We start from the raw sequence: 21529 nt of genomic DNA on the forward strand, positions 1-21529 counted from the left end.
CTCCACTCGTTGACAGCTCACGCAGGCAGCCAGAACCAGGGCGTACGAGGATCCCCGCCGCAGGTGCCATCCCTTGGGGTGCCACGTTTCAGAATTTCACATATCGCCCGAAATATGGTAGTTCGACGGGTGGTGGACGCTCCGTCTCGCGCCGGGCAACGCCGACCGAGGTCCGGAGCCAGTTGCCGACAGGGTGGTGGCAGGCGGGCAGGCGGATCAGTGGGCCGGGCGACGCCGGTGCAGTACCGAGCGCACGGCGAGGTAGAGCGGCGTCGGGGGTCGTGCGGGAACGAAGTGGTCCCCGCGCGGGGTCAGGGGTGGCTACCAGTAGTGCCTCCGTCCGCCGACCTTGTGTCCGACGGATCCCAGGATCCACAGGATGACGCCGACGACGACCAGGATGATTCCGATGGTCCACAGAATGGAGATGCCGGCTACGTAGCCGACGACCAGCAGGATGATTCCGAGGACGATCATGATGTCCGCCGATCTCACGGAGTGATGCAAAGCCCCTGTTCTCAGGGTAGATCTGCCCTCTGCTGGTGGCTTCCCGGGGAGGACGGTCCTACCGCGGAGAGGTACCTCTGGAGCGCGCCGTGCTCGTCATCCTCGGACTCGCCCGCCTGATCGCCGCCCTGGTCGTCGGCGTGGCCGGCGTCGTCACCAATGACGGCAGCGCCCACGAGATGACCGGCGGATTCTCCGTTTTCGGCTACGAGGTCACCGGCTCGACCGGGACCGTCCTCCTCTACGGCACCGCCTCAAGGCCGGCGTCGGGAGGGACACCAGCTCCCTGAAGACCGAGGAGAAGACGACGTTGCGTGGCGGAATGCTGCGGAGCAAGTGCTCGCTGGAGGTGAGGGTGAGGAGCTGTGTGGGCTGCCGCTGGAATCCGCTGGGGGGCCGACGATGCCCGACGCCGCTGGAAGTCGCCTTGTGGATCGTGGCTCATGGTGACGCGGATGCCGTCGTTCATGGTTCGCCCCCGTTCAGGGGTCGAGCCCATCACGGTCGCCCGCCGATGCGGGAAAGAGGGCCCCTACGGATTCCTCTCGGATCACGCTGACACGCACAGTGACGGCCTGCATCACCTCGGCTACGAAGCGAGGCACACGGGTGACGCCCGTCCCCGATGCGGCGGCGCCGGGAGGCGGGCCGTCCCTTCCGTACCGAAGATGGGCGCGAGCCCCCACCCCCTGCTGTCAGGAGCCCGTCTCATGCTGGAGCGCACGCTGCGCAAGGACCGCACGGATGTCACCTTCGTCCTGCCCGCCGACACGCCGCCCGGCCCCGTCAGCGTGGTGGGCGACTTCAACGATTGGCAGCCCGGTACCCACACCCTGCGGCCGCGCAAAGACGGGAAGCGGGCGGTCACGGTCCAGCTGCCGAGCAAGAGCACGCATTCTTTCCGGTACCTGGCCGCCGGTGACTACTGATTCAACGACGAGAGTGCCGGCGACCAGGACGGCCCCAACAGCCGTCTGCACACCTGAGGGGGCCCAGCGGTGCGACCCGGAGGACCCACGGCGTCGACCGCCGACAGGTGCCCCGGCCCACATTCCAGGGGGCAAGAGGTGCGTGCCGGCCCCTGATTCCGTGCCCGGCGTCAGGGGCGTCGTCATCCGCGCATGCCGGCGTCTGCCTGGATGACCGCCGCGCGATCAGTCCCGGTGATGTGCGGGACTGCGCGGCCTCCCGTCCCCGCTCGCCTCAGGCCGATGCCGGTGGAGCGGAGGATTCGCCGGCGCGGCGGTATTCGGCGTTGATGCGTTGGGCTTCTTCGAGTTGGTCTTCGAGGATGATGATGCGGCAGGCGGAGTCGATCGGGGTTCCCTGGTCGACGAGTTCGCGGGCGCTTTCCGGCTGGAGGCGGGGCGCTGTCCGGTGGACGGGGAGCGGCTTCCGCGGCTGTGAGGCGGGCGGACAGGGGGAAGTGGGGATGACGGTGGGCTGGGATCCGGTGGCGGAGCTGACGGGTGAGGACCGCAAGCTGTTCCAGGGGCGGTGGGAGAAGCGGCTGTGGCTGAACGTGCCGGGCCCCTTCTACACGGGCGAGACGGACACGTGCTGGACCGGGCGGCTGAACGCGCCGGACAACGTGATGTACGCGGCGAGCAGTGAGCACGGCTTGGAGTACGTGTTCCGGCAGCCGCGTGATCCGGGGCAGGTCCGGCAGGTGGTGGACGCGGCGGACGAGGAGCCGTTCCAGGAGTACGCCTGCGACGGGGACCTGTGGTGGACGCCGGTGCTGGTGCGGCGCTGGTGGTCGGAGCGGGCGCGGGTCGAGGAGCACCTGGCGGCCACTCTGGCGGAGTACGGGGAGAGTGTCCACCGGGCGGACCGGGACGCGGCGCTGGGGGCACGGCACTTCCGGAGCTACCTGGCGGACGGGCTCGCCGCGGATCTGCGGGCGTACCTGTTCCGGCTGGAGGAGGGGCGCTACCCCGTGGCCGGGGAGCGGCTTCCGGAGCTGGGGTAGCCCCGGCCCCGGCTCCGGCCCTGGCCCTGGCCCTGGCTCCGACCCTGGCTCAGGCTCCGACCCTGGCTCAGGCCCTGGCCCTGGACCCCTACCCCGTCGTGAGGCGGGTGGGCTGGAGGCCGGTCAGGAGGAGGGTGAGGGCCTCGTCGAGGTTCGCGCCGAGGTACCAGTCGCCGGTGTGGTCCACGCAGTAGATCCGGCCCTCGCGGTCGAGGGCGAGGTGGGAGCCCCCTCCGTTCAGGCGCGTGTCGGCCTCGACGCCGAGGGGGCAGAGCTGGGTGGACAGGGCCCGGCCGAGGTCGGCGAAGGTGCGGGCGAGGTGCAGGCCCGTGAGCGGGTCGAGCCGTACGGCGACGGGGGCGATCTGGCGTCCGGGCCCGGGGGCGGTGATGGTGAGGTTGCCGAATTCCGCCCAGGTCTCGACGGCGGCGGGGAAGACGGTGTGGCGGTGTCCGGCGGGGGTGGTGTGGTCGCGCAGGGCGTCGGCCCAGTACTCGGCCTGCTTGATGTCCCAGCGGCCCGGTTCCCATCCCGCGGTGCGCAGGGCGGAGTCCACGGCGACGGGGAAGCGGGCGGCCGAGGAGCGGTCGTAGGAGGCGGATGCGGTGGTCATGGCAGCGGCTACTCGGGGTGGGTGAGGTCGACGGGTCGTACGCCGAAGTGGGCGAGGAGGGCCTCGCAGGAGCGGCAGGGGGCCGCGTAGGTGCCGTGGAGGGGGTCGCCGTCCTCGCGGATGCGGCGGGCGGTGATCTTGGAGTGCTTGAGGGAGCGGCGGGCGTCGCTGGGGGTGAGGGGCTTGCGCGAGGCGCGCTTGCTGCGGGAGCCCTCGACGCCGGCGAGGTGGCGGGAGAGCAGGATCGCCTCGGGGCATCGGCCGGTGAAGCGTTCGCGCTGGCCGCTGGTGAGGGTGTCCAGGTAGTCCTGGACGAGGGGGTGCAGTACGGGCGGCTGGTCGGCCTTGCCGGCGGTGCCGGTGAGGGTTTCGCCGCGTACGGAGAGGGCGGCGGCGACGGTGGGGAGGATGCCGTCGCGGCGGAAGCGCAGGGTGGGCACGGTGGGGCGGCCGTCGTCGCTGCTCCAGCGCAGGCGCGGGTCGCCGGGTGCGGCGGGGGCCTCGGCGCCGGGGTCGGCGGGGTGGCCCGCGGGGTGGCCGGGCGCGTTGCCGGGCGCTTGGCCCTGGGCGTGGCCCTGTGCCGGGACGGTCGCCGGGGTGGCGGTCCCCCCGGGGCCGGTGGTGCCGGCGGTGCCCGCCGGTCCGTGGGATCCCAGGGGTCCTGACGCGGCGTCGGCCGGTTCCGCTCGCGTAGCCGTGTTCTGCATGGTTGCGCTCTCCCTCCCGTGGCTGCGGTGGTGAACCGCTGTCGCGCACGCCCCCGTGCTGCGGGGACAGCCTGTCAAATGTCCCCTGACATGTGGAAGCGGGGTCGAATATTCGTATCAATTCGGATCTTCCCGGCTGTCGCGCGGGTGCCCCGCTCGAGAGCGGGTGAGGCCCTTGCCGGAGCACATAGGCTGTGGTGAACCAGCCAGATCCAGCAGGGGGCTACCGCCATGACGACAGGTCGGCTCGGGCAGCAGGCCGCGCCACCCAACGCCGCTTATTCGGGGCAGGTCGTGCATTTCCCGGACCCCGTCCGGGCCGCGCGCCATCCCCACGGGGTCCGCATCGACGCGAACGGGCATCCCGACTTCGCGCCCTACGCGCGGGCGGCGGTGGAGATCGCCGAACCGCCGGAGGGCTTCGGCGTGGACGAGCTGCGGCTGACGGACTGCGTGTCCGCGAACGCCGCCATGCGGGCGACCGGTCACGAACTGTGGGACACGGTCGGCCCGGTGGCGACCCCGCACGGCTGGACCTGGCACCACGTGGCGGGCACGCGCCGGATGGAGCTGGTCCCGGTCGAGGTGAAGGCGCTGCTGCGGCACCACGCCGGTCTGGTGACGGCGGCGGTGGACCACGAGAAGCGCGGGACGCGGACGTTGCAGGAGGTGCGCCCGGTGCACCTGGGGCTGCCGAAGTCGGTGGTCTCGGTGTCCGAGGCGCAGGTGCAGGGGGTCGAGGAGGACCTCGGCTACCGGCTGCCGGAGGCGTACCGCTCGTTCCTGAAGGCGGCGGGCGGCTGCGCGCCGGTGGGCGCCGGGCTGGACGTGGCGCTGGGCCTGCTGGTGGACCAGCCGTTCTTCACGGTGCGCGAGGAGGCGGCGGTCAACGACCTCGTCTACGTGAACAAGTGTCTGCGGGACCACCTGACGAAGGACTATCTGTGCGTGGCCTTCGCGCAGGGCGGGCTCGTCGCGGTGAAGGTGCGCGGCGACGCGCTCGGCTCGGTCTGGTTCTCTCCGTACGACGACGCGCGCGACCAGGACGGCTGGTCGGTCCAGGAGCGCGTGGAGCGGCTGCTGCTGCCGTGCGGTACGGATTTCGATGCCTTCCTGGAGCGGCTGGCGGGCAATCCGCCGGAGCTGGAAACGGTGGCCGGTCTGATGGTGGACGGCGGATTCGCGCGCGCGGTTCCCGTGGCGGGCGGTGCGTCGGCTTCGGCGCCGGTGGAGGGGTGACGGCTCGATGGTGACGTTTGCGCAGGCGCAGGAGCGCGCCGAGGAATGGATCAACGGGGACGTGCCCGCGTACCAGCACCGCGAGGTGCGGGTACGGGAGTTCGGACTCGGTTTCGTGGTGTGGGCCGAGGACCGCGCGGCCGGGCCGGTGTCCGGTGCGGGCCGCCAGCGGCTGGTCATCGCGCGGGACAGCGGTGAGGTGACGCTGTGGCCGGGGCTGCCGGTGGGTGAGGTGATCCGCCGGTACGAGGAGGAGTACGGGGCTTCGGCCGCGCCGGCCGAGGCTTCGGTCCCGGTGCCGCGGATCGACTCGGAGCAGACCTCCTTCATGCTGAGTCCGCCGGAGTGGCTGCAGGAGGCGGCGGACCGGGCGGGGATTCCGCCGGCGACGCCGGCCGCACCGGTTGCACCGGTCACACCGGTCGCATCACCGGTCGTGCCCGCCGATCCGGTGGGTTCTGCCGTTCCTGCTTCCGCCTCTTCGGCCTCTTCAGGGTCTTCCGCCTCTTCCGCCCCGGCTGCCCCGGTCGCGTCCGAGCCAGCGGCTGCCGAGTCGCAGCCGCAGCCCGTGCCGTTGCGGCGCGGGGGCGAGGTGCCGTACGAGCCGACCGCCAACGACGGGGTCCCGGTCGGGGCCACGCCGTGGGCCGGCACCGATGTGAACCCCGGCGCGGACTCGGTGTCCGTGCCGCTGCCGGCGACGGTGTTCGCGCCGCCGCTGTCCGGGTCGGACGTGGACGACGCCCCGGCGCCGTCCGGGCCGGGTCCGGAGGCGCGCACGACGCTGATGCCGAGGGGCAGCGCGCTGCCGAAGACGGCCGTCGTGCCCGCGCTGGACCCGAACGCGGGCTCCGCGGGGTCCGCACGGGCTTCCGGGCCGGGTTCGGCCTCGGGTGACATCGCCGACGCGCCGACGAGCAAGGCCCGGGTCAACCGGCCGGGCTCCGGGTCCGTGACGCCGCCGGGTCCGCCCGGTGCCCCGGGTGCTCCGGGTGGATCCGGCGGCTCCGGTGCGGAGTCCCCGTCCTACGCGGCCACCATGCTGGCGAGCCCCGGCGGGCCGCAGCAGCCGGCTCCTCCGGGTCCGCCCCGCGCCCCCGGCGCGCCGGGCGGCGGACTGGACCACGCGGCGACGATGCTGGCCGGTCCGTCCGTCACCGGGCAGCCGCCCGCGCCTCCCGGCCCGCCGGGGGCGCCCGGCTCGTCCGGTTCGTCCGGCGGGAGCGGAGCCGCTTACGCCGCCACCATGCTGGCGAGCCCCGGTGGACCGCAGCAGCCCGCGCCGCCGGGCCCTCCCGGGGTTCCGGGCGCCGGGCAGCAGCCCGCGCCTCCCGGTCCGCCCGGCGCCCCCGGCGCCGGCGCGCACCACGCGGCCACCATGCTCGCGGGTCCCGGCGTACCGCAGCCGCCCGGTCCGCCCGGGGCTCCGGGCGCGCCCGGAGCCGGGCTGGACCACGCCGCGACGATGCTGGCCGGTCCGGCCGTGGTGGGGCGGCCCGCGCCTCCCGGTCCGCCCGGTCCGGCGCCGCAGGCACCCGTACCCGTGCCGCAGGCCCCGGGCGTGCCCACGGTGGGACCCGGCTACCAGGCGGTGCTGCGCTACCGCGCGCCCGACGGCTCGGAGCAGCAGCTCATCCGCCGCTCCGCGCCCGGTACTCCGCACCCGGAGTGGCAGATCCTGTACGAGCTGCGGGCGATGAACGTGCCGCCGCAGCAGGTGCTGGAGCTGCACACCGAGCTGGCCTCCTGCGAGCTGCCCGGCGGCTACTGCGCCCGCATGATCCGGGAGACCTGGCCGCAGGTGCGGATCACGAGCGTGGCCCCGTACGGGACGGACCACGCGGGCCGGCAGCAGGGCATGCGGCACCTGCTGACCCATCAGGGCGAGCTGCATCAGGTGGCGGACGGTCCGGCGCGCCCCGCGCCGGTGCGTGCGCCGCTGCCGCAGGTGCCGCTGCAGCCGGCGATCCCGCTGGACGCGATCGCGCAGGAGCTGGCGGGGGCGTTCGGCCCGCAGGGCGTGTTCCGGTTCGAGCAGCGTGCGGTGTCGCGGCAGGGCGTGCCGGAGATCGTGGCGCAGACGCTGATGTGGTCGGGTCTGCCGGTCGATTTCGGGCCGTTCTTCTGGGCGCAGGCGGTGCCGGGTGCTCCGCTGCCGACGCTGGCCGAGCTGGCGGCGCAGCGGCAGGTGCAGCCGGCGTCGGACGCGGGCTCGTACCTGGTGGTGGGCAGCGACTTCGGCAAGGCGCTGTGCGTGCAGTACGGGACGGCGCACATCGTGGCGGTGCCGGTGGAGGCCGGTCCGGGCGGTGCTCCGGTGCCCCCGCAGTTCGTGAACTCCTCGCTGCCGCAGTTCGTGCGGTCGCTGGCGTTGCTGGGCCACATGTGGCGGCTGCGCCAGCATCTGACGCCGGAGCAGGCGGGCCGCTGGACCGGCGATTTCCAGGCGAATCTGGCGGGGCTGGACAGTGCGGCGCTGGCGTCGCCGGAGAACTGGTGGTCGGTGCTGCTGGAGCAGATGTGGGACGGACTGCTGTGACCGGTCGCTGATCGGTCTGCGATCAGTCGCTCGTCGCTCGTCGCTCGTCGCGCGTGGCCGGGTTGGGACCCTCGAACGGGGTTCCGGCCCGGCCATTCGGGCTTCTGGGAGCAAATGACGCATCCTTGGCAGGGATCCCCGCGAGAGAGGCGCTTCCAGCATGAGTGCACCCTTTACGACCGTGCGCGGCCGCGGCTACCGGATGGAAGAGGTGGACCGGTATCTCGCGCGGCTGTCGGGGAGCCGGGACGAGGCCTGGGAGCGGGTGGCCCGGCTGACCGTGCTGGCCAAGCGGATGGAAGCGGAGGCGGAGCGGCTGCGGGCGGAGGTCTCGGGGCTGGCCCCGCAGCGGTACGACGAGCTGAGCGAGCGGGCCCGGCGGATCCTGCTGCTGGCCGAGGAGGAGGTCGACACGCTGCGGGCGGACGCGCGGGCGGACGCGCTGGCGGCGACGGGCGCCGCCGAGGCGCACGCCGACCGGGTGGCGCAGCTGGCGCGGACCGACGCGGACGCGGTGCGCGAGCAGACCGAGGTCCGGGCCCGGCAGGGGCTGTTGCGGGCGGGCCGGGAGGCGGACGACGCGCGGACCGAGGCGCGCGACGACGCGGAGGCGTGGCGGGCGGAGGCGCAGGCAGGGCTGGCGGAGATGGCGCGCCGGGCCGAGGCGCTGCTCGCGGAGCGCGAGCAGGAGCACGCGGAGCGCTGGGACGCGGCGGAGCGGGAGCTGGCGGCGCGGGAGGCGGAGCTGGAGGCCCGGCACGCCGAGTTGGAGCGGTACGCGGAATCCCGGCTGGCGGAGGCGAAGCGGGGGTTCGCGCAGACGCAGGAGGCGGCGCGGCACGGCCAGGAGGACGCGGAGGCGCGGGGCGCGGAGCTGATCGCGGAGGCGCGGGTGACGGAGGAGCGGCTCGGCCGGGAGACGGACCGGATCCTGCGCGAGCACACGGAGTCCCAGGACGAGATGCGGGCGCACATGAACCACGTCCGCTCGAGCCTGGCCGCCCTGACGGGCCGGGCCCCGGCGGAGGGCTGACCGCGGCGGGCCGACCTCAGGCGGGCCGACAGCGGAGGGCTGACCTCCGAGGGCTGACCGGCGGCGGGGCCGGGTCTTGCGGCCCCGCCGGGGTCGGGGCGCGGCCCCGCCGGCGGTCAGCTCGTGGGGGCGTACCGGGCCGGGTCGCTGCGCAGGCCCCGGGTGGTGACCACCACGCTGAAGGCGGGCGGCGCCGTGGCCGGGAGCGGCGCGGCGGCTCCCGTCGCGGTGGCGGCGGTCGCCAGAACGGTGCCGTCGACCTCGATCCGCGGGTGGTCGCCGAAGCCGCCGCCCTCGACGGTCAGCAGCCCCTCGTTCACGGAGACGCGCGTGATGACCGGAGTGGCCCGTGTCGCCATCTTGTTGAGCAGGTAGGCGCCGGCCGGCGCCCCGGTCAGCGCCCACATCTCGGTGGGAATCCTCGGGAGGCCGCCGCCGACGTCCGCGACGAAGAACGCCACCACGTACAGCATCGTGACCGCGCTGAGTGCGACGTACTGGAGGTCGACCAGGTCCGTGCGGCCGCCGTCGTTGGCGATCAGGTCGCGCAGCGGGCGCCGCTTGGTGCCCTTGGGCGCGGGTTTGGCCATGGTGCCGTTCTCCACGCGCATGCCGACCACGGTCTTCGCCGCGATCAGGGCGGCGTAGGGGCCGCCGAGGAGCGGGAGGTAGACGGTGGTCAGGTTGGACAGGGGGCCGTCGGAGCCCTGGAACCAGCCGGTGCCGCCGCCGGCGGTGAGCCCGTAGGCCAGGGTGGTGAGCAGCAGCCAGATGAGGATGACCGTCCAGGCCAGGGCCAGGGTGGTCGAGGTGGAGAGGCGTCCGTCGCGGCCGGTGACGAAGCCTGGGTGGCGCATGAGGCGCAGGGTGATGGGGCCGGCCAGCGCGGCGAGTAAGGCGAGTGCGCAGAGTGCGGAAAGCATGGGTCCCCCCGGGATCGTGTCTCCGCAGAGAGTTACCGCTTGGGTCCGGGCATGACAAGTCGCCGCCCGGCCACCGCCGTTCCCGTCCCCGCCGTTGCCGTCCCCGCCGTTCCTGGCCCCACGGTTCCCGTCCTCACGGTTCGCGCTGCTCCGGCAGTACGGGGAACCGTCGCGGCGCCACCAGCAGCAGCACCAGCGCGGCCGCCACCGCCGCCACCGTGGCGCCGGCGAAGATGTGGTCCCCGGCGGCGGCCACCGCCTGGCGCAGGTACTCGGCGGCGGCCGGTGACAGCAGGTGCGGCTGGTCCAGGGCCTGGGACACGTCGTCCAGGCGGGTCGGCAGTCCGGGCACGGGGGCGTCCGCCAGCCGGCCGGCGATGGTGGCGTTGGCCACGGCCCCGAGCAGTGCGGCTCCGATGCTCTGGCCGACGTTGCGGCAGAACAGTACGGAGGCGGTGGTGGTGCCGCGCTCCGCCCAGCCCACCGTGGACTGGACCCCGACGATCAGCGGCAGTTGGAACAGGCCGAGGGCCGCACCGAGCAGCAGCATGATCACCGCGGGCTGCCAGGGCGCGGCGGGGTAGGGGAGCAGGGTGAAGGAGCACAGGATCACGGCGGCCAGCGAGACCCCGGTGGCGGCGGTGTTGCGGAAGCCGATGCGCCGGTAGACGTGCTGGGCGAGGGCCGCGGAGATGGGCCAGCTCAGGGTCATCGCGGAGGTGACCAGCCCGGCTCCGGTGGGGCCGAGTCCGAGCACGGTCTGGGCGTACATGGGCATGAACACCATCGGGGCGACCATCAGCAGGCCGAGTGCGGCCATGGCGAGGTTGACGGCGGCGATGGTGCGCCGGCGCCACACCCAGCCGGGCAGGATCGGCTGTGCGGCGCGGCGTTCGATGCGGACGACCAGCGCGGCCAGTGCCGCGCTGGTGGCCAGCAGGCCCAGCGAGGGCGCGGACAGCCAGGGCCAGGCGACCCCGCCTTCGACCAGCGCGAAGAGGAGCAGTCCGCCGCAGGCGAAGACGGCGAGTGCTCCCGCCCAGTCGACGGGGCCGCTGCGGCCGGGGGGCCGGGTGGGCTCGACCAGGTGGCGGTTGATGATCCACAGGGCGCCGGAGGCGAGCGGCAGGTTGAGCAGGAAGACCCAGCGCCAGTCGGCGTACGAGGCGATCAGCCCGCCGAGCGCGGGGCCGGCCAGTGCCGAGGTGGCCCACACCACGGACATCCGGGCCTGGATGCGCGGCCGTTCCTTGAGGGGGTAGAGGTCGGCGGCCAGGGTCTGGACGGTGCCCTGGAGGGCGCCGCCGCCGAGGCCCTGGAGGATCCGGAAGGCGATGAGGGCGGCCATGTTCCAGGCGGCCGCGCACAGCAGGGAGCCGAGCAGGAAGAGGCTGATGCCGAGGAGCAGGACGGGTTTTCGGCCGTAGGTGTCGGAGAGCTTGCCGTAGACGGGCAGGGTGACGGTTCCGGCCAGGATGTAGCCGGAGAAGATCCAGGAGAAGACGGCGAAGCCGCCGAGGTCTCCGACGATCTGCGGCACGGCGGTGGAGACGATGGCCGCGTCGAGCGAGACGAGCCCCATGGTCAGCATCAGCGCGGCGACGACGGCGGTACGGGGCCGCCCGGGCGGGGCCGCGCCGCCCGCCGGGGAGCCGGCGGCGGGTATGCCGCCGGGTGTGCCCGCGGAGCCGTCGCCGGTGCCCGGGCCGTCGCCGGATCCGGTGCTGGAGCCGCCTCCGGTGCCGGTGCTCGTGCCCGGGCTGTCCCCTGAGTCCATGAACTGCCTTTCCCCCGCGCCTACCTGCGCGAACACCCTCTCACCGCCGCGTCACGGGAAGGTAACCCCTGAGAACGCCTCGTCCGTAGGGCCGAGATCCCCTAGGGGTTGCTCCTCACAAGGATCCAGGGACGCTTCGTCCCGGCGGAGGAGGAAGTCCGGCCGGAGCGGTCCTTAACTGGTTACTACAGGGCGGGAAGCCGGGGGGTAGGGCTAGCACCCGTATGGATACGGCGCTTGGCACCAGCGCGCCGAAGCCCCCCGCCCAAGAGACTTCGAGTGAACCGACGGACCGTACGAAACGAGCGAGGGGAAACACCGTGACAACGGCTATGACCGAAACCAGGCACGGGGGTACTGGAGGGCATGGAGCCGTCGCGGCGCGAGCGCGGCAGGTCGTCAAGGCCTACGGCTCCGGGGAGACGCGCGTCGTCGCCCTCGACTCGGTCGACGTGGACATCCATCGCGGGCAGTTCACCGCGATCATGGGCCCGTCGGGCTCCGGCAAGTCCACGCTGATGCACTGCCTGGCCGGCCTGGACACGGTGAGCAGTGGCCAGATCTTCCTGGACGAGACCGAGATCACCGGTCTGAAGGACAAGAAGCTGACGCAGCTGCGCCGGGACCGGATCGGCTTCATCTTCCAGGCGTTCAACCTGCTGCCGACGCTGAACGCCCTGGAGAACATCACGCTCCCGATGGACATCGCGGGCCGCAAGCCCGATGCGGAGTGGCTGAACCGGGTCGTGGAGACGGTGGGCCTGGCGGGCCGCCTCAAGCACCGGCCCACCGAGCTCTCCGGCGGCCAGCAGCAGCGTGTGGCGGTCGCCCGCGCGCTGGCCGCCCGTCCCGCGATCATCTTCGGCGACGAGCCGACCGGAAACCTCGACTCCCGGGCCGGCGCCGAGGTGCTCGGCTTCCTGCGCCGCTCGGTGGACGAGCTGGGGCAGACGATCGTCATGGTCACCCACGACCCGGTCGCCGCCTCGTATGCGGACCGCGTCATCTTCCTGGCCGACGGCCGGATCGTGGACGAGATGCACGGGCCCACCGCCGATCAGGTCCTGGACCGGATGAAGGACTTCGACGCGCGCGGGCGGACGTCATGACCGTCATGAAGACCGCGCGTCGCAACTTCGTCGCGCACAAGGGGCGCATGGCGCTCTCCGCCGTCGCCGTCATGCTCTCCGTCGCCTTCGTCTGCGGCACCCTGGTGTTCACCGACACCATGAACACGACCTTCGACAAGCTGTTCGCGGTCACCAACTCCTCCGTCACGGTCACCCCGAAGCAGGTCGAGAGCGCCGGGGAGACCCCCGACACCGGCAAGCCCGAGGCGCTGGCCGCCTCGGTCATCGAGCGGGTCAAGCGGGCCGAGGGCGTGAAGGCCGTCGAGGGCGGCGTCGCGTCGATGGCCGTCACGGTCGTCAACTCCAAGAACGAGAACCTCGGCTCGACCACGGGAGCCCCGACCTTCGCGGGCAACTGGACGGAGAACGAGCTCAGGTCGATGAAGATCATCGAGGGTCAGGCCCCGCGCGGCCCGACCGAGGTGATGATCGACGGTGACACCGCGAAGAAGCACCACCTCGCACTCGGTGACGACATCCGCACCATCGCCGTCACCGGCGACATCCGCTCCAAGATCACCGGCATCGCCGCCTTCACCGTGACCAACCCGGGCGCGACCGTCGTCTACTTCGACACGGCCACCGCGCAGCAGAAGCTGCTCGGCGCCCCGGACGTCTTCACGCACCTCAACGTCACCGCCAAGGAAGGCGTGAGCGACGCGCAGCTCAAGGCGAATGTCGCCACCGCGGTCGGCGCGGACACCTACAAGCTGCAGACCGCGAAGGAAGCCGCGGACGCCAACCGCAAGGACATGTCCTTCCTGGACATCATGAAGTGGGTGATGCTCGGCTTCGCCCTCATCGCCTTCCTCGTCGGCATCTTCCTGATCTTCAACACCTTCTCGATGCTGGTCGCCCAGCGCACCCGCGAGATCGGCCTGATGCGGGCCATCGGAGCCGACAGCGGCCAGGTGCTCAAGTCGGTCGTGGTCGAGGCCTTCCTGCTCGGTGTCTTCGGCTCGATCCTCGGTGTCGGAGCGGGCATCGGACTGGCCGTCGGCCTGATGAAGCTGATGGGCCAGCTGGGCATGAGCCTGTCCACCGACGATCTGACGATCGCCTGGACCACCCCGGCCATCGGTGTCTTCCTCGGCATCGTCGTGACCGTCGTCTCCGCCTACATACCGGCCCGCCGGGCCGGCAAGGTCTCCCCGATGGCCGCCCTGCGCGAGGTCGGCGCCCCCGGCGACAAGAAGGCCGGCCGGATCCGCGCCGCCATCGGCCTGGTCCTCACGGGCATCGGCACCGCGGGCCTGTTCCTCGCCGCGACGTCGGACAAGGCCGGCCCCGGCGCCCTGTGGCTGGGCGCGGGCATCCTGTTCACCCTGATCGGCTTCATCGTGATCGGCCCGCTGCTCGCCGGCGTCGTGGTGCGGGCACTGTCCGCCCCGGTGCTGAGGCCCTTCGGATCCATCGGCCGGCTCGCCGAGCGCAACGCGCTGCGCAACCCGCGCCGCACCGGCGCCACCGCCGCCGCGCTGATGATCGGCCTCGCGCTGGTCGCCTGCCTGTCGGTGGTCGGCTCCTCGATGGTGGCCTCCGCCACCGACGAGCTCGACAAGTCGGTCGGCGCGGACTACATCGTCCAGTCGATGACCGGGCAGCCCGTCGTACCGCAGGCCGAGGAGGCGCTGCGCAAGACGCAGGGCCTGGCGCACGTCACGGCCTACCGCGAGCTCGACGCCAAGATCACCGCCCCGGACGGCACCACCGAGGCGGACGGCGTCGGGGCACAGGACCCGACGTACGCCCAGGACGTCCGGCGCAAGACGACCGCCGGCGAGCACGCCGCGGCGTACGGGCCGAACTCGATGTCGGTCGGCTCGGAGTACGCGGCCAAGCACCAGGTCAAGCTCGGGGACGAGCTGACGGTCGCCTTCACGGGCGGCAAGACGGTCAAGCTGAAGGTCGCGGCGATCACCAGCGACGACGGCAACCTCGACAAGGGCATGAAGTACGTCAGCACCGCCGTCGCCGAGGCGAACGTGCCGGCCGACAAGCTGCCCCGCCCCTTCATGCTGCTGGGCACCGCCAAGGACGGCCAGGAGGCCGCCGCGTACAAGGCGGTCAAGGCGGCGCTGGCCGAGTACCCGCAGTACCAGGTGCTCAACCAGACCGACTACAAGCAGGCGCTGAAGGACCAGGTCGGCCAGCTGCTGAACGTGGTCTACGCACTCCTCGCGCTCGCGATCATCGTCGCGATCCTGGGCGTGGTGAACACGCTGGCCCTCTCGGTGGTCGAGCGGACCCGCGAGATCGGCCTGATGCGCGCCATCGGCCTCTCCCGCCGCCAGCTGCGCCGCATGATCCGCCTGGAGTCGGTGGTCATCGCGCTCTTCGGCGCCCTGCTCGGCCTCGGCCTGGGCATGGGCTGGGGCGCCACCGCCCACCAGCTCCTCGCGCTCCAGGGCATGAAGATCCTGGAAATCCCCTGGCCGACGATCCTCGGAGTCTTCGCCGGCTCCGCCCTGGTCGGCTTGCTCGCCGCGCTCTTCCCGGCCTTCCGGGCGGGCCGGATGAACATCCTGAACGCGATCGCCAGCGAGTAATCGCCGGTGGTCGTACGGGGGAACGCCCCGGCCCCGCCTCACCCGTTCGGGTGGGGCGGGGCCGGGGTCGTTCACATGGCCATGACGGGCACGTCGTAGACGTGGACAAGCCGCTCGGCATCGTCGGGCCGCTTCCCTCGCGCGCCGACTCCGTCACCCCTGCGGGGGGCCGAACCCCACGCGCGGGTGTCGGACCCGCGTCGTAGGGTGGGAACCCCCGGCCCGTTCGACGTGTCGGGCCCTTCGCGTTGCCGCCTCGCGGGAACTCGCCGCACCTCACCGGACGGAAAGCCGCCTTCATGAGCCTGCACGGACTGCTCGACGCCGTCACCCGGGACCCCGCTCTCGCCGAAGCGGTCACCGCGGCGGTGGACGGCAACCGCATGCACGTGGACCTCGTCGGACCCGCCGCCGCCCGGCCCCTGGCCATCGCCGCGCTGGCCACCCGTACCGAGCGGACCGTGCTCGCGGTCACGGCCACCGGCCGCGAGGCCGAGGACCTGGCCGCCGCGCTCCGCTCGCTGATGCCCCCGGGCCGCCAGGACGAGGTGGTGGACTACCCGTCCTGGGAGACGCTGCCGCACGAGCGGCTCTCGCCCCGCAGCGACACCGTGGGCCGCCGGATCGCCGTGCTGCGCCGGCTGTCGCACCCGAGCAAGGACGATCCGGCCGCCGGACCCGTGTCCATCGTGGTCGCGCCGATCCGCTCCGTGCTCCAGCCGCAGGTCAAGGGGCTCGGCGACCTCGTACCGGTGAGCCTGCGCCAGGGGGAGAGCGTCGACCTGGGCGAGGTCACCTCCGCGCTCGCGGCCGCCGCGTACGCGCGCGTCGAGCTCGTCGAGAAGCGCGGGGAGTTCGCCGTGCGCGGCGGCATCCTCGACGTGTTCCCGCCCACCGAGGAGCACCCGCTGCGCGTGGAGTTCTGGGGCGACGAGGTCGAGGAGATCCGCTACTTCAAGGTCGCCGACCAGCGGTCCCTGGAGATCGCCGAGCACGGCCTGTGGGCCCCGCCCTGCCGGGAGCTGCTCCTCACCGACCAGGTGCGCGGGCGCGCCGCGGCCCTCGCCGAGCTCCACCCCGAGCTCGGCGAACTGCTCCACAAGATCGCCGAAGGGATCGCGGTGGAGGGCATGGAGTCCCTCGCCCCGGTCCTGGTCGACGACATGGAGCTCCTGATCGACGTACTGCCCGCCGGTTCGATGGCCGTGGTGTGCGACCCGGAGCGGGTGCGGACCCGGGCCTCCGACCTGGTCGCCACCTCGCAGGAGTTCCTGATGGCCTCCTGGGCGGCCACCGCCGGCGGCGGCGAGGCCCCCATCGACGTCGGCGCCGCCTCGCTGCGCGGGATCGCGGAGGTACGGGAGCACGCGCGCGAGCTCGGCATGCTGTGGTGGTCGGTGTCCCCGTTCGCCGCCGACGAGGAGGGGGCGCTCGGCAGCGACACCCTCCAGCTCGGCATGCACGCCCCCGAGGCCTACCGCGGCGACACCGCCCGGGCGCTGGCCGACACCAAGGCCTGGATCGCCGAGGGCTGGCGCACCGTCTACCTCACCGAGGGCCACGGCCCGGCCGCCCGCACCGTGGAGGTGCTCGGCGGCGAGGGCATCCCGGCCCGCCTCGAGGCCGACCTCGCGACCCTGGAACCCTCCCTGGTCCACGTCTCGTGCGGCTCCCTCGACAACGGCTTCGTCGACCAGGCCCTCAAGCTCGCCGTCCTCACCGAGACCGACCTGACCGGCCAGCGCACCGCCACCAAGGACCTGGGCCGGATGCCCACCCGGCGCCGCAAGACGATCGACCCCCTCACCCTGGAGGTCGGCGACTACATCGTCCACGAGCAGCACGGCGTCGGCCGCTACGTCGAGATGGTGCAGCGAACCGTGCAGGGCGCCACCCGCGAGTACCTCCTCGTCGAGTACGCGCCCGCCAAGCGCGGGCAGCCCGGCGACCGGCTCTACATCCCCACCGACCAGCTGGAGCAGGTCACCAAGTACGTCGGCGGCGAGGCCCCGACCCTGCACCGGCTCGGCGGCGCCGACTGGACCAAGACCAAGGCGCGCGCGAAGAAGGCGGTCAAGGAGATCGCCGCCGACCTCATCAAGCTCTACAGCGCCCGCATGGCCGCCCCCGGCCACACCTTCGGCCCCGACACCCCCTGGCAGCGCGAGCTGGAGGACGCCTTCCCGTACGCGGAGACGCCCGACCAGCTCACCACCATCGCCGAGGTCAAGGAGGACATGGAGAAGTCGGTCCCCATGGACCGCCTGATCTGCGGCGACGTCGGCTACGGCAAGACCGAGATCGCCGTGCGCGCCGCGTTCAAGGCGGTCCAGGACGGCAAGCAGGTCGCCGTCCTCGTACCGACCACGCTGCTGGTGCAGCAGCACTTCGGGACCTTCTCCGAGCGGTACGCGCAGTTCCCCGTCAAGGTGAAGCCGCTGTCGCGCTTCCAGAGCGAGGGCGAGTCGAAGGCGACGCTGGAGGGCCTGCGCGAGGGCTCCGTCGACATCGTCATCGGCACGCACCGGCTCTTCTCGCAGGAGACCAAGTTCAAGGACCTGGGCCTGGTCATCGTCGACGAGGAGCAGCGGTTCGGCGTCGAGCACAAGGAGCAGCTGAAGAAGCTGCGCGCCAACGTCGACGTGCTGACGATGTCCGCGACCCCGATCCCGCGCACCCTGGAGATGGCGGTCACCGGCATCCGCGAGATGTCCACGATCACCACCCCGCCCGAGGAGCGCCACCCGGTCCTCACCTTCGTCGGCCCCTACGAGGAGAAGCAGATCGGCGCCGCGATCCGCCGCGAACTGCTCCGCGAGGGCCAGTGCTTCTACATCCACAACCGGGTCGAGTCCATCGACCGGGCGGCCGCCAAGCTCCGCGAGATCGTGCCCGAGGCGCGCATCGCGACGGCGCACGGGCAGATGTCGGAACAGTCCCTGGAACAGGTCGTCGTGGACTTCTGGGAGAAGAAGTTCGACGTGCTCGTCTCCACGACGATCGTGGAGTCCGGCATCGACATCTCCAACGCCAACACCCTCATCGTCGAGCGCGGCGACAACTTCGGCCTCTCCCAGCTCCACCAGCTGCGCGGCCGCGTGGGCCGGGGCCGCGAGCGCGGGTACGCCTACTTCCTCTACCCGCCGGAGAAGCCGCTCACCGAGACCGCGCACGAGCGGCTCGCGACGATCGCCCAGCACACCGAGATGGGCGCCGGCATGTACGTGGCGATGAAGGACCTGGAGATCCGCGGCGCGGGCAACCTGCTCGGCGGCGAGCAGTCCGGCCACATCGCGGGCGTCGGCTTCGACCTCTACATCCGGATGGTCGGCGAGGCCGTGGCCGACTACCGGGCGGCGATCGAGGGCGGCCCGGAGGAGGAGCCGCCGCTGGAGGTGAAGATCGAGCTGCCGGTCGACGCGCACGTCCCGCACGACTACGCGCCGGGCGAGCGGCTGCGCCTGCAGGCCTACCGCTCGATCGCCGCGGCCAACTCCGAGGAGGACGTCAAGGCCGTCCGCGAGGAGCTCACCGACCGCTACGGCAAGCTGCCGGAGCCGGTGGAGAACCTGCTGCTGGTGGCCGGACTGCGGATGCTCGCCCGCGCCTGCGGGGTCGGCGACATCACCCTGCAAGGCCCCAACATCCGCTTCGGGCCGGTGGAGTTGCGCGAGTCGCAGGAGCTGCGCCTCAAGCGGCTCTACCCGGGCGCGGTGCTCAAGCCCGCCACCTCGCAGGTGCTGATCCCGCGGCCCAAGACGGCGCGGGTGGGCGGCAAGCCGCTCGTCGGGCGGGATCTGCTGGGCTGGACCGGGGAGTTCCTCGCCACGATCCTCGGCTCCTAGGCCGAGGCTCTCCCAGGCCGAGACTTTCCCAGGCCGAGGCCCTCTCGGGTGGAGGCCTTGGGCGGAGGCCCTTGGGAACGGCGACGGCCGCGGCGGGGAACCTTTCCGGTCCCCGGCCGCGGCCGGTCGCGTTCCCGCGGAGGCTGGTGGGCGAAGGCTACTTCTTCGGGTCGTCGTCGATGCCGAGGCGCTCTTCCGCCTGCTGCTGGGCCCTGTCGATCTGATCCGCGTACTTGTTGCCGGTCTTCTCGTTGGCCTCTTGTTCGAGGTTGTCCGAGATCTGCTTTCCCTTGTCCTTCGCCTGGTCCCTGAACCGGTCAAAGATCCCCATGTCACGGGCTCCTTCCGTAATCCCGTTTGCGACGCTACGCGCGTTTTGGGTGATTCGCTCGGGGAAGCCTCCCACCTGCTGTTCCCCGCCCGCGGGCGCTGCCGCGCTGCGACCCTGCAACGGTTGGGGGCATCCCCTCACCCCCGGCCGGAAACGCTGTATACGCTCAGACCCGAAACTCGCCTTCCCCGGCCCGTCAGGAGCAGCGATGCACGGCCCCGGCACCCCGCCGCCCCACGGTCACCAGCCCAGCAACGGGGGCGTGGTGGCCCTTCGCGTGCTGTTCGCGCTGCTGCCCATCCTGAGCTGCGGGCTCCTCGCCTGGGGGACGATGCTGCGGCTCGCGCTGGTCACCCGCAAACCCCGGGACTGGTGGCTGCTCGGGGTGTCCGCGGCGGCCTCGGTGATCTGGATGGTGCTGTCGGGGCTCGACCCGACCGCCGACAACTCCGGCTGGCAGGCCAACACCGGCGGCATGGGCACGATCGTGACCGGCCTCTCGGTCGCCGTGTACTTCCTCGTCGCCGACATCCGCCACCACGAGGCGCGGAAGGCCCGGGCCGCCGGCGGGTGGTACCCGCAGCCCGCCTCGCCGTACGGTGCGCCCCTCCCGCAGGGGCACGAGACCCGCCCCTCCTACGGCTACCCGCCGGCCGTCCCGCGCCAGGCGCCCCAGCAGCTGCCCCAGCAGCCGCCCCGGCGGGCCCCCGAGCCCGCGCCCGCGCCGACGCAGCCCCCGCGGATCGGGCAGGTCCGCGCCGAGCTCGACGAGCTCAGCGAACTCCTGCGCAACCAGCCCCCGCACCACGACGGCCCCCACAACGAGGGCCCGCGCCCGTGACGGACCGGCTCATCGGAGACCGCTACCGGCTCGCCTCCATCCTGGGCCAGGGCGGCATGGGCCAGGTCTGGACGGCGTACGACCAGCGGCTGGACCGCCGCGTGGCGGTCAAGCTGCTGCGCCCCGACAAGGTGGCGGGCCCCGGCTCGGTCGCCGACGAGCTGCGCCGCCGCTTCGTGCGCGAATGCCGGGTCACGGCGCAGGTGGACCACCCCGGGCTGGTCACCGTGCACGACGCGGGCAGCGACGGCGACGAGCTCTACCTCGTCATGCAGTACGTGGAGGGCGCCGACCTCGCCGACCACCTGGCCGAGCACACCCCGTACCCGTGGCCGTGGGCGGTCTCGGTGATCGCGCAGCTGTGCTCGGTGCTGTCGGCCGTGCACGCGGTGCCGATCGTGCACCGGGACATGAAGCCGCGCAACGTGATGGTCCGCCCCGACGGGACCGTGCTGGTCCTGGACCTCGGTGTCGCCTCGGTGATGGACACCGACACCACCCGCCTCACCAGTACCGGTTCGCCGATCGGCAGCCCCGCGTACATGGCGCCCGAGCAGGCCATGGGCGGGGCCGTCGGCCCGCACACCGACCTCTACGCGCTCGGCGTCGTGCTGTACGAGCTGCTGTCCGGCAACGTCCCCTTCGCCGGATCCACCGCGCTCGGGGTGCTCCACCGCCACCTGTACGAAGCCCCGGTCCCGGTGCGCCAGTTGCGCCCCGAGGTGCCGCAGCAGCTGGAAGCCGTACTCCTGCACCTCCTGGCGAAGGACCCGCGGGACCGGCCGGCCTCCGCGCAGGCGGTGTACGCGGCCCTCGCGCCGCTGCTGCCGCACCGCGGCTCGGGATCCCCCGCCGGCGCGCTCGACCCGACCCGCCCCTTCCTGCGCCCGCAGGCCCCCTGGCCCGACCGGGCCTCCGTGATCCCGCCGAGGCCGGCCAACCCGCCCGCCTCGCCGCCGCGGCCTGACGTCCCGGCGGCCGTGGAGGAGGCGAAGAAGCTCCTGGACCAGGGCCGGCTCGCCCAGGCCGTGGACATCCTCGGCGGGATCCTCCCGGCGGCCGCCGAGCAGCACGGCGAGCACTCGACGGTGGTCCGCTCCCTGCGCAAGCAGTACGCGGCCACGCTGATGGACGACGGCCAGTACCGCCGGGCCATGCCCGAGCTGCGGCGCCTCGCGGAGGAGTTCCCGGCCGGCGACCCGCGGTCCCTGCGCTTCCGCTACGACGCGGCCCAGTGCCTGGAGCAGCTCGGCGAACCCGCCGCCGCCCTCGCCGAGTACCGCTCGCTGCTGCCGCTGTTCGAGAACCACTACGCGAACCCGGACCCGGGCCTCCCGCTGGAGGTCCGCCGCCGGATAGCGCACCTGCTGCTGTCCCTCGGCGACCGCCCGGCGGCCCACGAGACCCTCTCCCGTCTCCTCTTCGACGCGGAGCGCCTGCACGGACCCGTGCACCCCTTCTCCGCGGAGGTCCGGCGCACCCTCCAGTGGCTGGGCCAAGTGCGCTGAGAGGGGTCCGTCGGA

The 21529-nt window shown here is 72.8% G+C and carries 17 protein-coding genes and 1 pseudogene; 11 read left to right on the forward strand and 7 right to left on the reverse strand.

Going from position 1 to position 21529, the window contains the following annotated elements:
* Window positions 1-321: 321 nt before the first annotated feature.
* Window positions 322-477 carry a DUF6131 family protein gene (locus DRB89_RS42745; RefSeq protein WP_239516751.1) on the reverse strand — a complete coding sequence of 52 codons (156 nt, stop codon included), beginning with the start codon at window positions 475-477 and terminating at the stop codon, window positions 322-324.
* A gap of 119 nt (window positions 478-596) precedes the next feature.
* Here DRB89_RS42745 and DRB89_RS07335 point away from each other — a divergent pair, with 119 nt between their 5' ends.
* Window positions 597-797 (forward strand): hypothetical protein, encoded by a 201-nt coding sequence (locus DRB89_RS07335; RefSeq protein WP_112447659.1) that lies wholly within the window; start codon window positions 597-599, stop codon window positions 795-797.
* A 420-nt stretch (window positions 798-1217) separates the two neighbouring features.
* Window positions 1218-1436, forward strand: a complete 219-nt coding sequence (locus DRB89_RS07340; RefSeq protein ID WP_112447660.1) for a hypothetical protein — start codon at window positions 1218-1220, stop codon at window positions 1434-1436.
* Window positions 1437-1710: 274 nt separating this feature from the next.
* On the opposite strand, the pseudogene DRB89_RS44325 reads toward DRB89_RS07340, so the two are convergent.
* Window positions 1711-1854: pseudogene (locus DRB89_RS44325) on the reverse strand (MerR family transcriptional regulator); the annotation flags it as partial.
* Window positions 1855-1939: 85 nt separating this feature from the next.
* Here DRB89_RS44325 and DRB89_RS45905 point away from each other — a divergent pair.
* A complete protein-coding gene (locus DRB89_RS45905; RefSeq protein ID WP_112453033.1) occupies window positions 1940-2479 on the forward strand; it encodes a hypothetical protein in 540 nt (179 codons plus the stop codon).
* An 88-nt stretch (window positions 2480-2567) separates the two neighbouring features.
* Here DRB89_RS45905 and DRB89_RS07355 read toward each other — a convergent pair whose 3' ends face one another.
* The gene (locus DRB89_RS07355) at window positions 2568-3092 is read right to left on the reverse strand and encodes an SUKH-3 domain-containing protein (protein WP_112453032.1); all 525 of its coding nucleotides are present in this window, start codon (window positions 3090-3092) and stop codon (window positions 2568-2570) included.
* Window positions 3093-3100: 8 nt separating this feature from the next.
* Window positions 3101-3565 (reverse strand): YwqJ-related putative deaminase, encoded by a 465-nt coding sequence (locus DRB89_RS07360; RefSeq protein WP_112463845.1) that lies wholly within the window; start codon window positions 3563-3565, stop codon window positions 3101-3103.
* Window positions 3566-4030: 465 nt separating this feature from the next.
* Between DRB89_RS07360 and DRB89_RS07365 the strand changes: the two genes are divergently transcribed.
* The 3 genes from DRB89_RS07365 to DRB89_RS07375 all read left to right on the forward strand — a co-directional run bounded on the left by DRB89_RS07365 (window position 4031) and on the right by DRB89_RS07375 (window position 8610).
* The gene (locus tag DRB89_RS07365; protein WP_112449667.1) at window positions 4031-5038 is read left to right on the forward strand and encodes an SMI1/KNR4 family protein; all 1008 of its coding nucleotides are present in this window, start codon (window positions 4031-4033) and stop codon (window positions 5036-5038) included.
* A 7-nt stretch (window positions 5039-5045) separates the two neighbouring features.
* Window positions 5046-7577 carry an SUKH-4 family immunity protein gene (locus tag DRB89_RS07370; protein ID WP_112449666.1) on the forward strand — a complete coding sequence of 844 codons (2532 nt, stop codon included), beginning with the start codon at window positions 5046-5048 and terminating at the stop codon, window positions 7575-7577.
* Between the two features lie 160 nt (window positions 7578-7737).
* On the forward strand, window positions 7738-8610 hold the full coding sequence (locus DRB89_RS07375; protein WP_112449665.1) for a DivIVA domain-containing protein: 873 nt from the start codon (window positions 7738-7740) through the stop codon (window positions 8608-8610).
* A 116-nt stretch (window positions 8611-8726) separates the two neighbouring features.
* Here the strand turns inward: DRB89_RS07375 and DRB89_RS07380 are convergent, their stop codons facing one another.
* Together DRB89_RS07380 and DRB89_RS07385 are read right to left on the reverse strand one after the other, a co-directional pair.
* Window positions 8727-9533: a hypothetical protein gene (locus tag DRB89_RS07380; protein ID WP_112449664.1), complete on the reverse strand. Its 807-nt coding sequence runs from the start codon at window positions 9531-9533 to the stop codon at window positions 8727-8729.
* 133 nt (window positions 9534-9666) lie between these two features.
* Entirely contained in the window at window positions 9667-11310 is a 1644-nt protein-coding gene (locus tag DRB89_RS07385; RefSeq protein ID WP_112449663.1) for an MFS transporter, read from the reverse strand.
* A gap of 320 nt (window positions 11311-11630) precedes the next feature.
* On the opposite strand from DRB89_RS07385, the gene DRB89_RS07390 reads away from it, so the two are divergent.
* From DRB89_RS07390 to mfd, 3 genes are all read left to right on the forward strand, one after another.
* On the forward strand, window positions 11631-12419 hold the full coding sequence (locus DRB89_RS07390; protein WP_112449662.1) for an ABC transporter ATP-binding protein: 789 nt from the start codon (window positions 11631-11633) through the stop codon (window positions 12417-12419).
* Window positions 12416-14989 (forward strand): ABC transporter permease, encoded by a 2574-nt coding sequence (locus DRB89_RS07395; RefSeq protein WP_112449661.1) that lies wholly within the window; start codon window positions 12416-12418, stop codon window positions 14987-14989. The genes DRB89_RS07390 and DRB89_RS07395 overlap by 4 nt, the downstream gene beginning before the upstream one ends.
* 299 nt (window positions 14990-15288) lie before the next feature.
* Window positions 15289-18834 carry a transcription-repair coupling factor gene (gene mfd, locus DRB89_RS07400; protein WP_112449660.1) on the forward strand — a complete coding sequence of 1182 codons (3546 nt, stop codon included), beginning with the start codon at window positions 15289-15291 and terminating at the stop codon, window positions 18832-18834.
* Window positions 18835-18991: 157 nt separating this feature from the next.
* Here the strand turns inward: mfd and DRB89_RS07405 are convergent, their stop codons facing one another.
* Window positions 18992-19165, reverse strand: coding sequence for an antitoxin (locus tag DRB89_RS07405; protein WP_112449659.1), 174 nt, complete (start codon window positions 19163-19165; stop codon window positions 18992-18994).
* Between the two features lie 208 nt (window positions 19166-19373).
* Here DRB89_RS07405 and DRB89_RS07410 point away from each other — a divergent pair, with 208 nt between their 5' ends.
* Complete coding sequence (locus DRB89_RS07410) at window positions 19374-20006, forward strand: hypothetical protein (RefSeq protein ID WP_112449658.1); 633 nt, start codon at window positions 19374-19376, stop codon at window positions 20004-20006.
* Entirely contained in the window at window positions 20003-21514 is a 1512-nt protein-coding gene (locus DRB89_RS07415) for a serine/threonine-protein kinase (RefSeq protein ID WP_275431968.1), read from the forward strand. Before DRB89_RS07410 ends, DRB89_RS07415 begins: the two co-directional genes overlap by 4 nt.
* Window positions 21515-21529 lie beyond the last annotated feature (15 nt).

It is taken from the genome of Streptomyces sp. ICC4 (assembly GCF_003287915.1).
GTDB classification, from domain to species: Bacteria; Actinomycetota; Actinomycetes; order Streptomycetales; family Streptomycetaceae; genus Streptomyces; species Streptomyces tritrimontium.

What these genes read in the sequence shown, in the direction of transcription:
- DRB89_RS07380 (WP_112449664.1), bottom strand. Translation starts at nt 9,533, where the DNA reads ATGCTTTCCGCACTCTGCGCACTCGCCTTACTCGCCGCGCTGGCCGGC.
- DRB89_RS07340 (WP_112447660.1), top strand. Translation starts at nt 1,218, where the DNA reads ATGCTGGAGCGCACGCTGCGCAAGGACCGCACGGATGTCACCTTCGTC.
- DRB89_RS07355 (WP_112453032.1), bottom strand. Translation starts at nt 3,092, where the DNA reads ATGACCACCGCATCCGCCTCCTACGACCGCTCCTCGGCCGCCCGCTTC.
- DRB89_RS07370 (WP_112449666.1), top strand. Translation starts at nt 5,046, where the DNA reads ATGGTGACGTTTGCGCAGGCGCAGGAGCGCGCCGAGGAATGGATCAAC.
- mfd (WP_112449660.1), top strand. Translation starts at nt 15,289, where the DNA reads ATGAGCCTGCACGGACTGCTCGACGCCGTCACCCGGGACCCCGCTCTC.
- DRB89_RS07375 (WP_112449665.1), top strand. Translation starts at nt 7,738, where the DNA reads ATGAGTGCACCCTTTACGACCGTGCGCGGCCGCGGCTACCGGATGGAA.
- DRB89_RS07385 (WP_112449663.1), bottom strand. Translation starts at nt 11,310, where the DNA reads ATGGACTCAGGGGACAGCCCGGGCACGAGCACCGGCACCGGAGGCGGC.
- DRB89_RS42745 (WP_239516751.1), bottom strand. Translation starts at nt 477, where the DNA reads ATGATCGTCCTCGGAATCATCCTGCTGGTCGTCGGCTACGTAGCCGGC.
- DRB89_RS07410 (WP_112449658.1), top strand. Translation starts at nt 19,374, where the DNA reads ATGCACGGCCCCGGCACCCCGCCGCCCCACGGTCACCAGCCCAGCAAC.
- DRB89_RS07365 (WP_112449667.1), top strand. Translation starts at nt 4,031, where the DNA reads ATGACGACAGGTCGGCTCGGGCAGCAGGCCGCGCCACCCAACGCCGCT.
- DRB89_RS07405 (WP_112449659.1), bottom strand. Translation starts at nt 19,165, where the DNA reads ATGGGGATCTTTGACCGGTTCAGGGACCAGGCGAAGGACAAGGGAAAG.
- DRB89_RS07395 (WP_112449661.1), top strand. Translation starts at nt 12,416, where the DNA reads ATGACCGTCATGAAGACCGCGCGTCGCAACTTCGTCGCGCACAAGGGG.
- DRB89_RS45905 (WP_112453033.1), top strand. Translation starts at nt 1,940, where the DNA reads ATGACGGTGGGCTGGGATCCGGTGGCGGAGCTGACGGGTGAGGACCGC.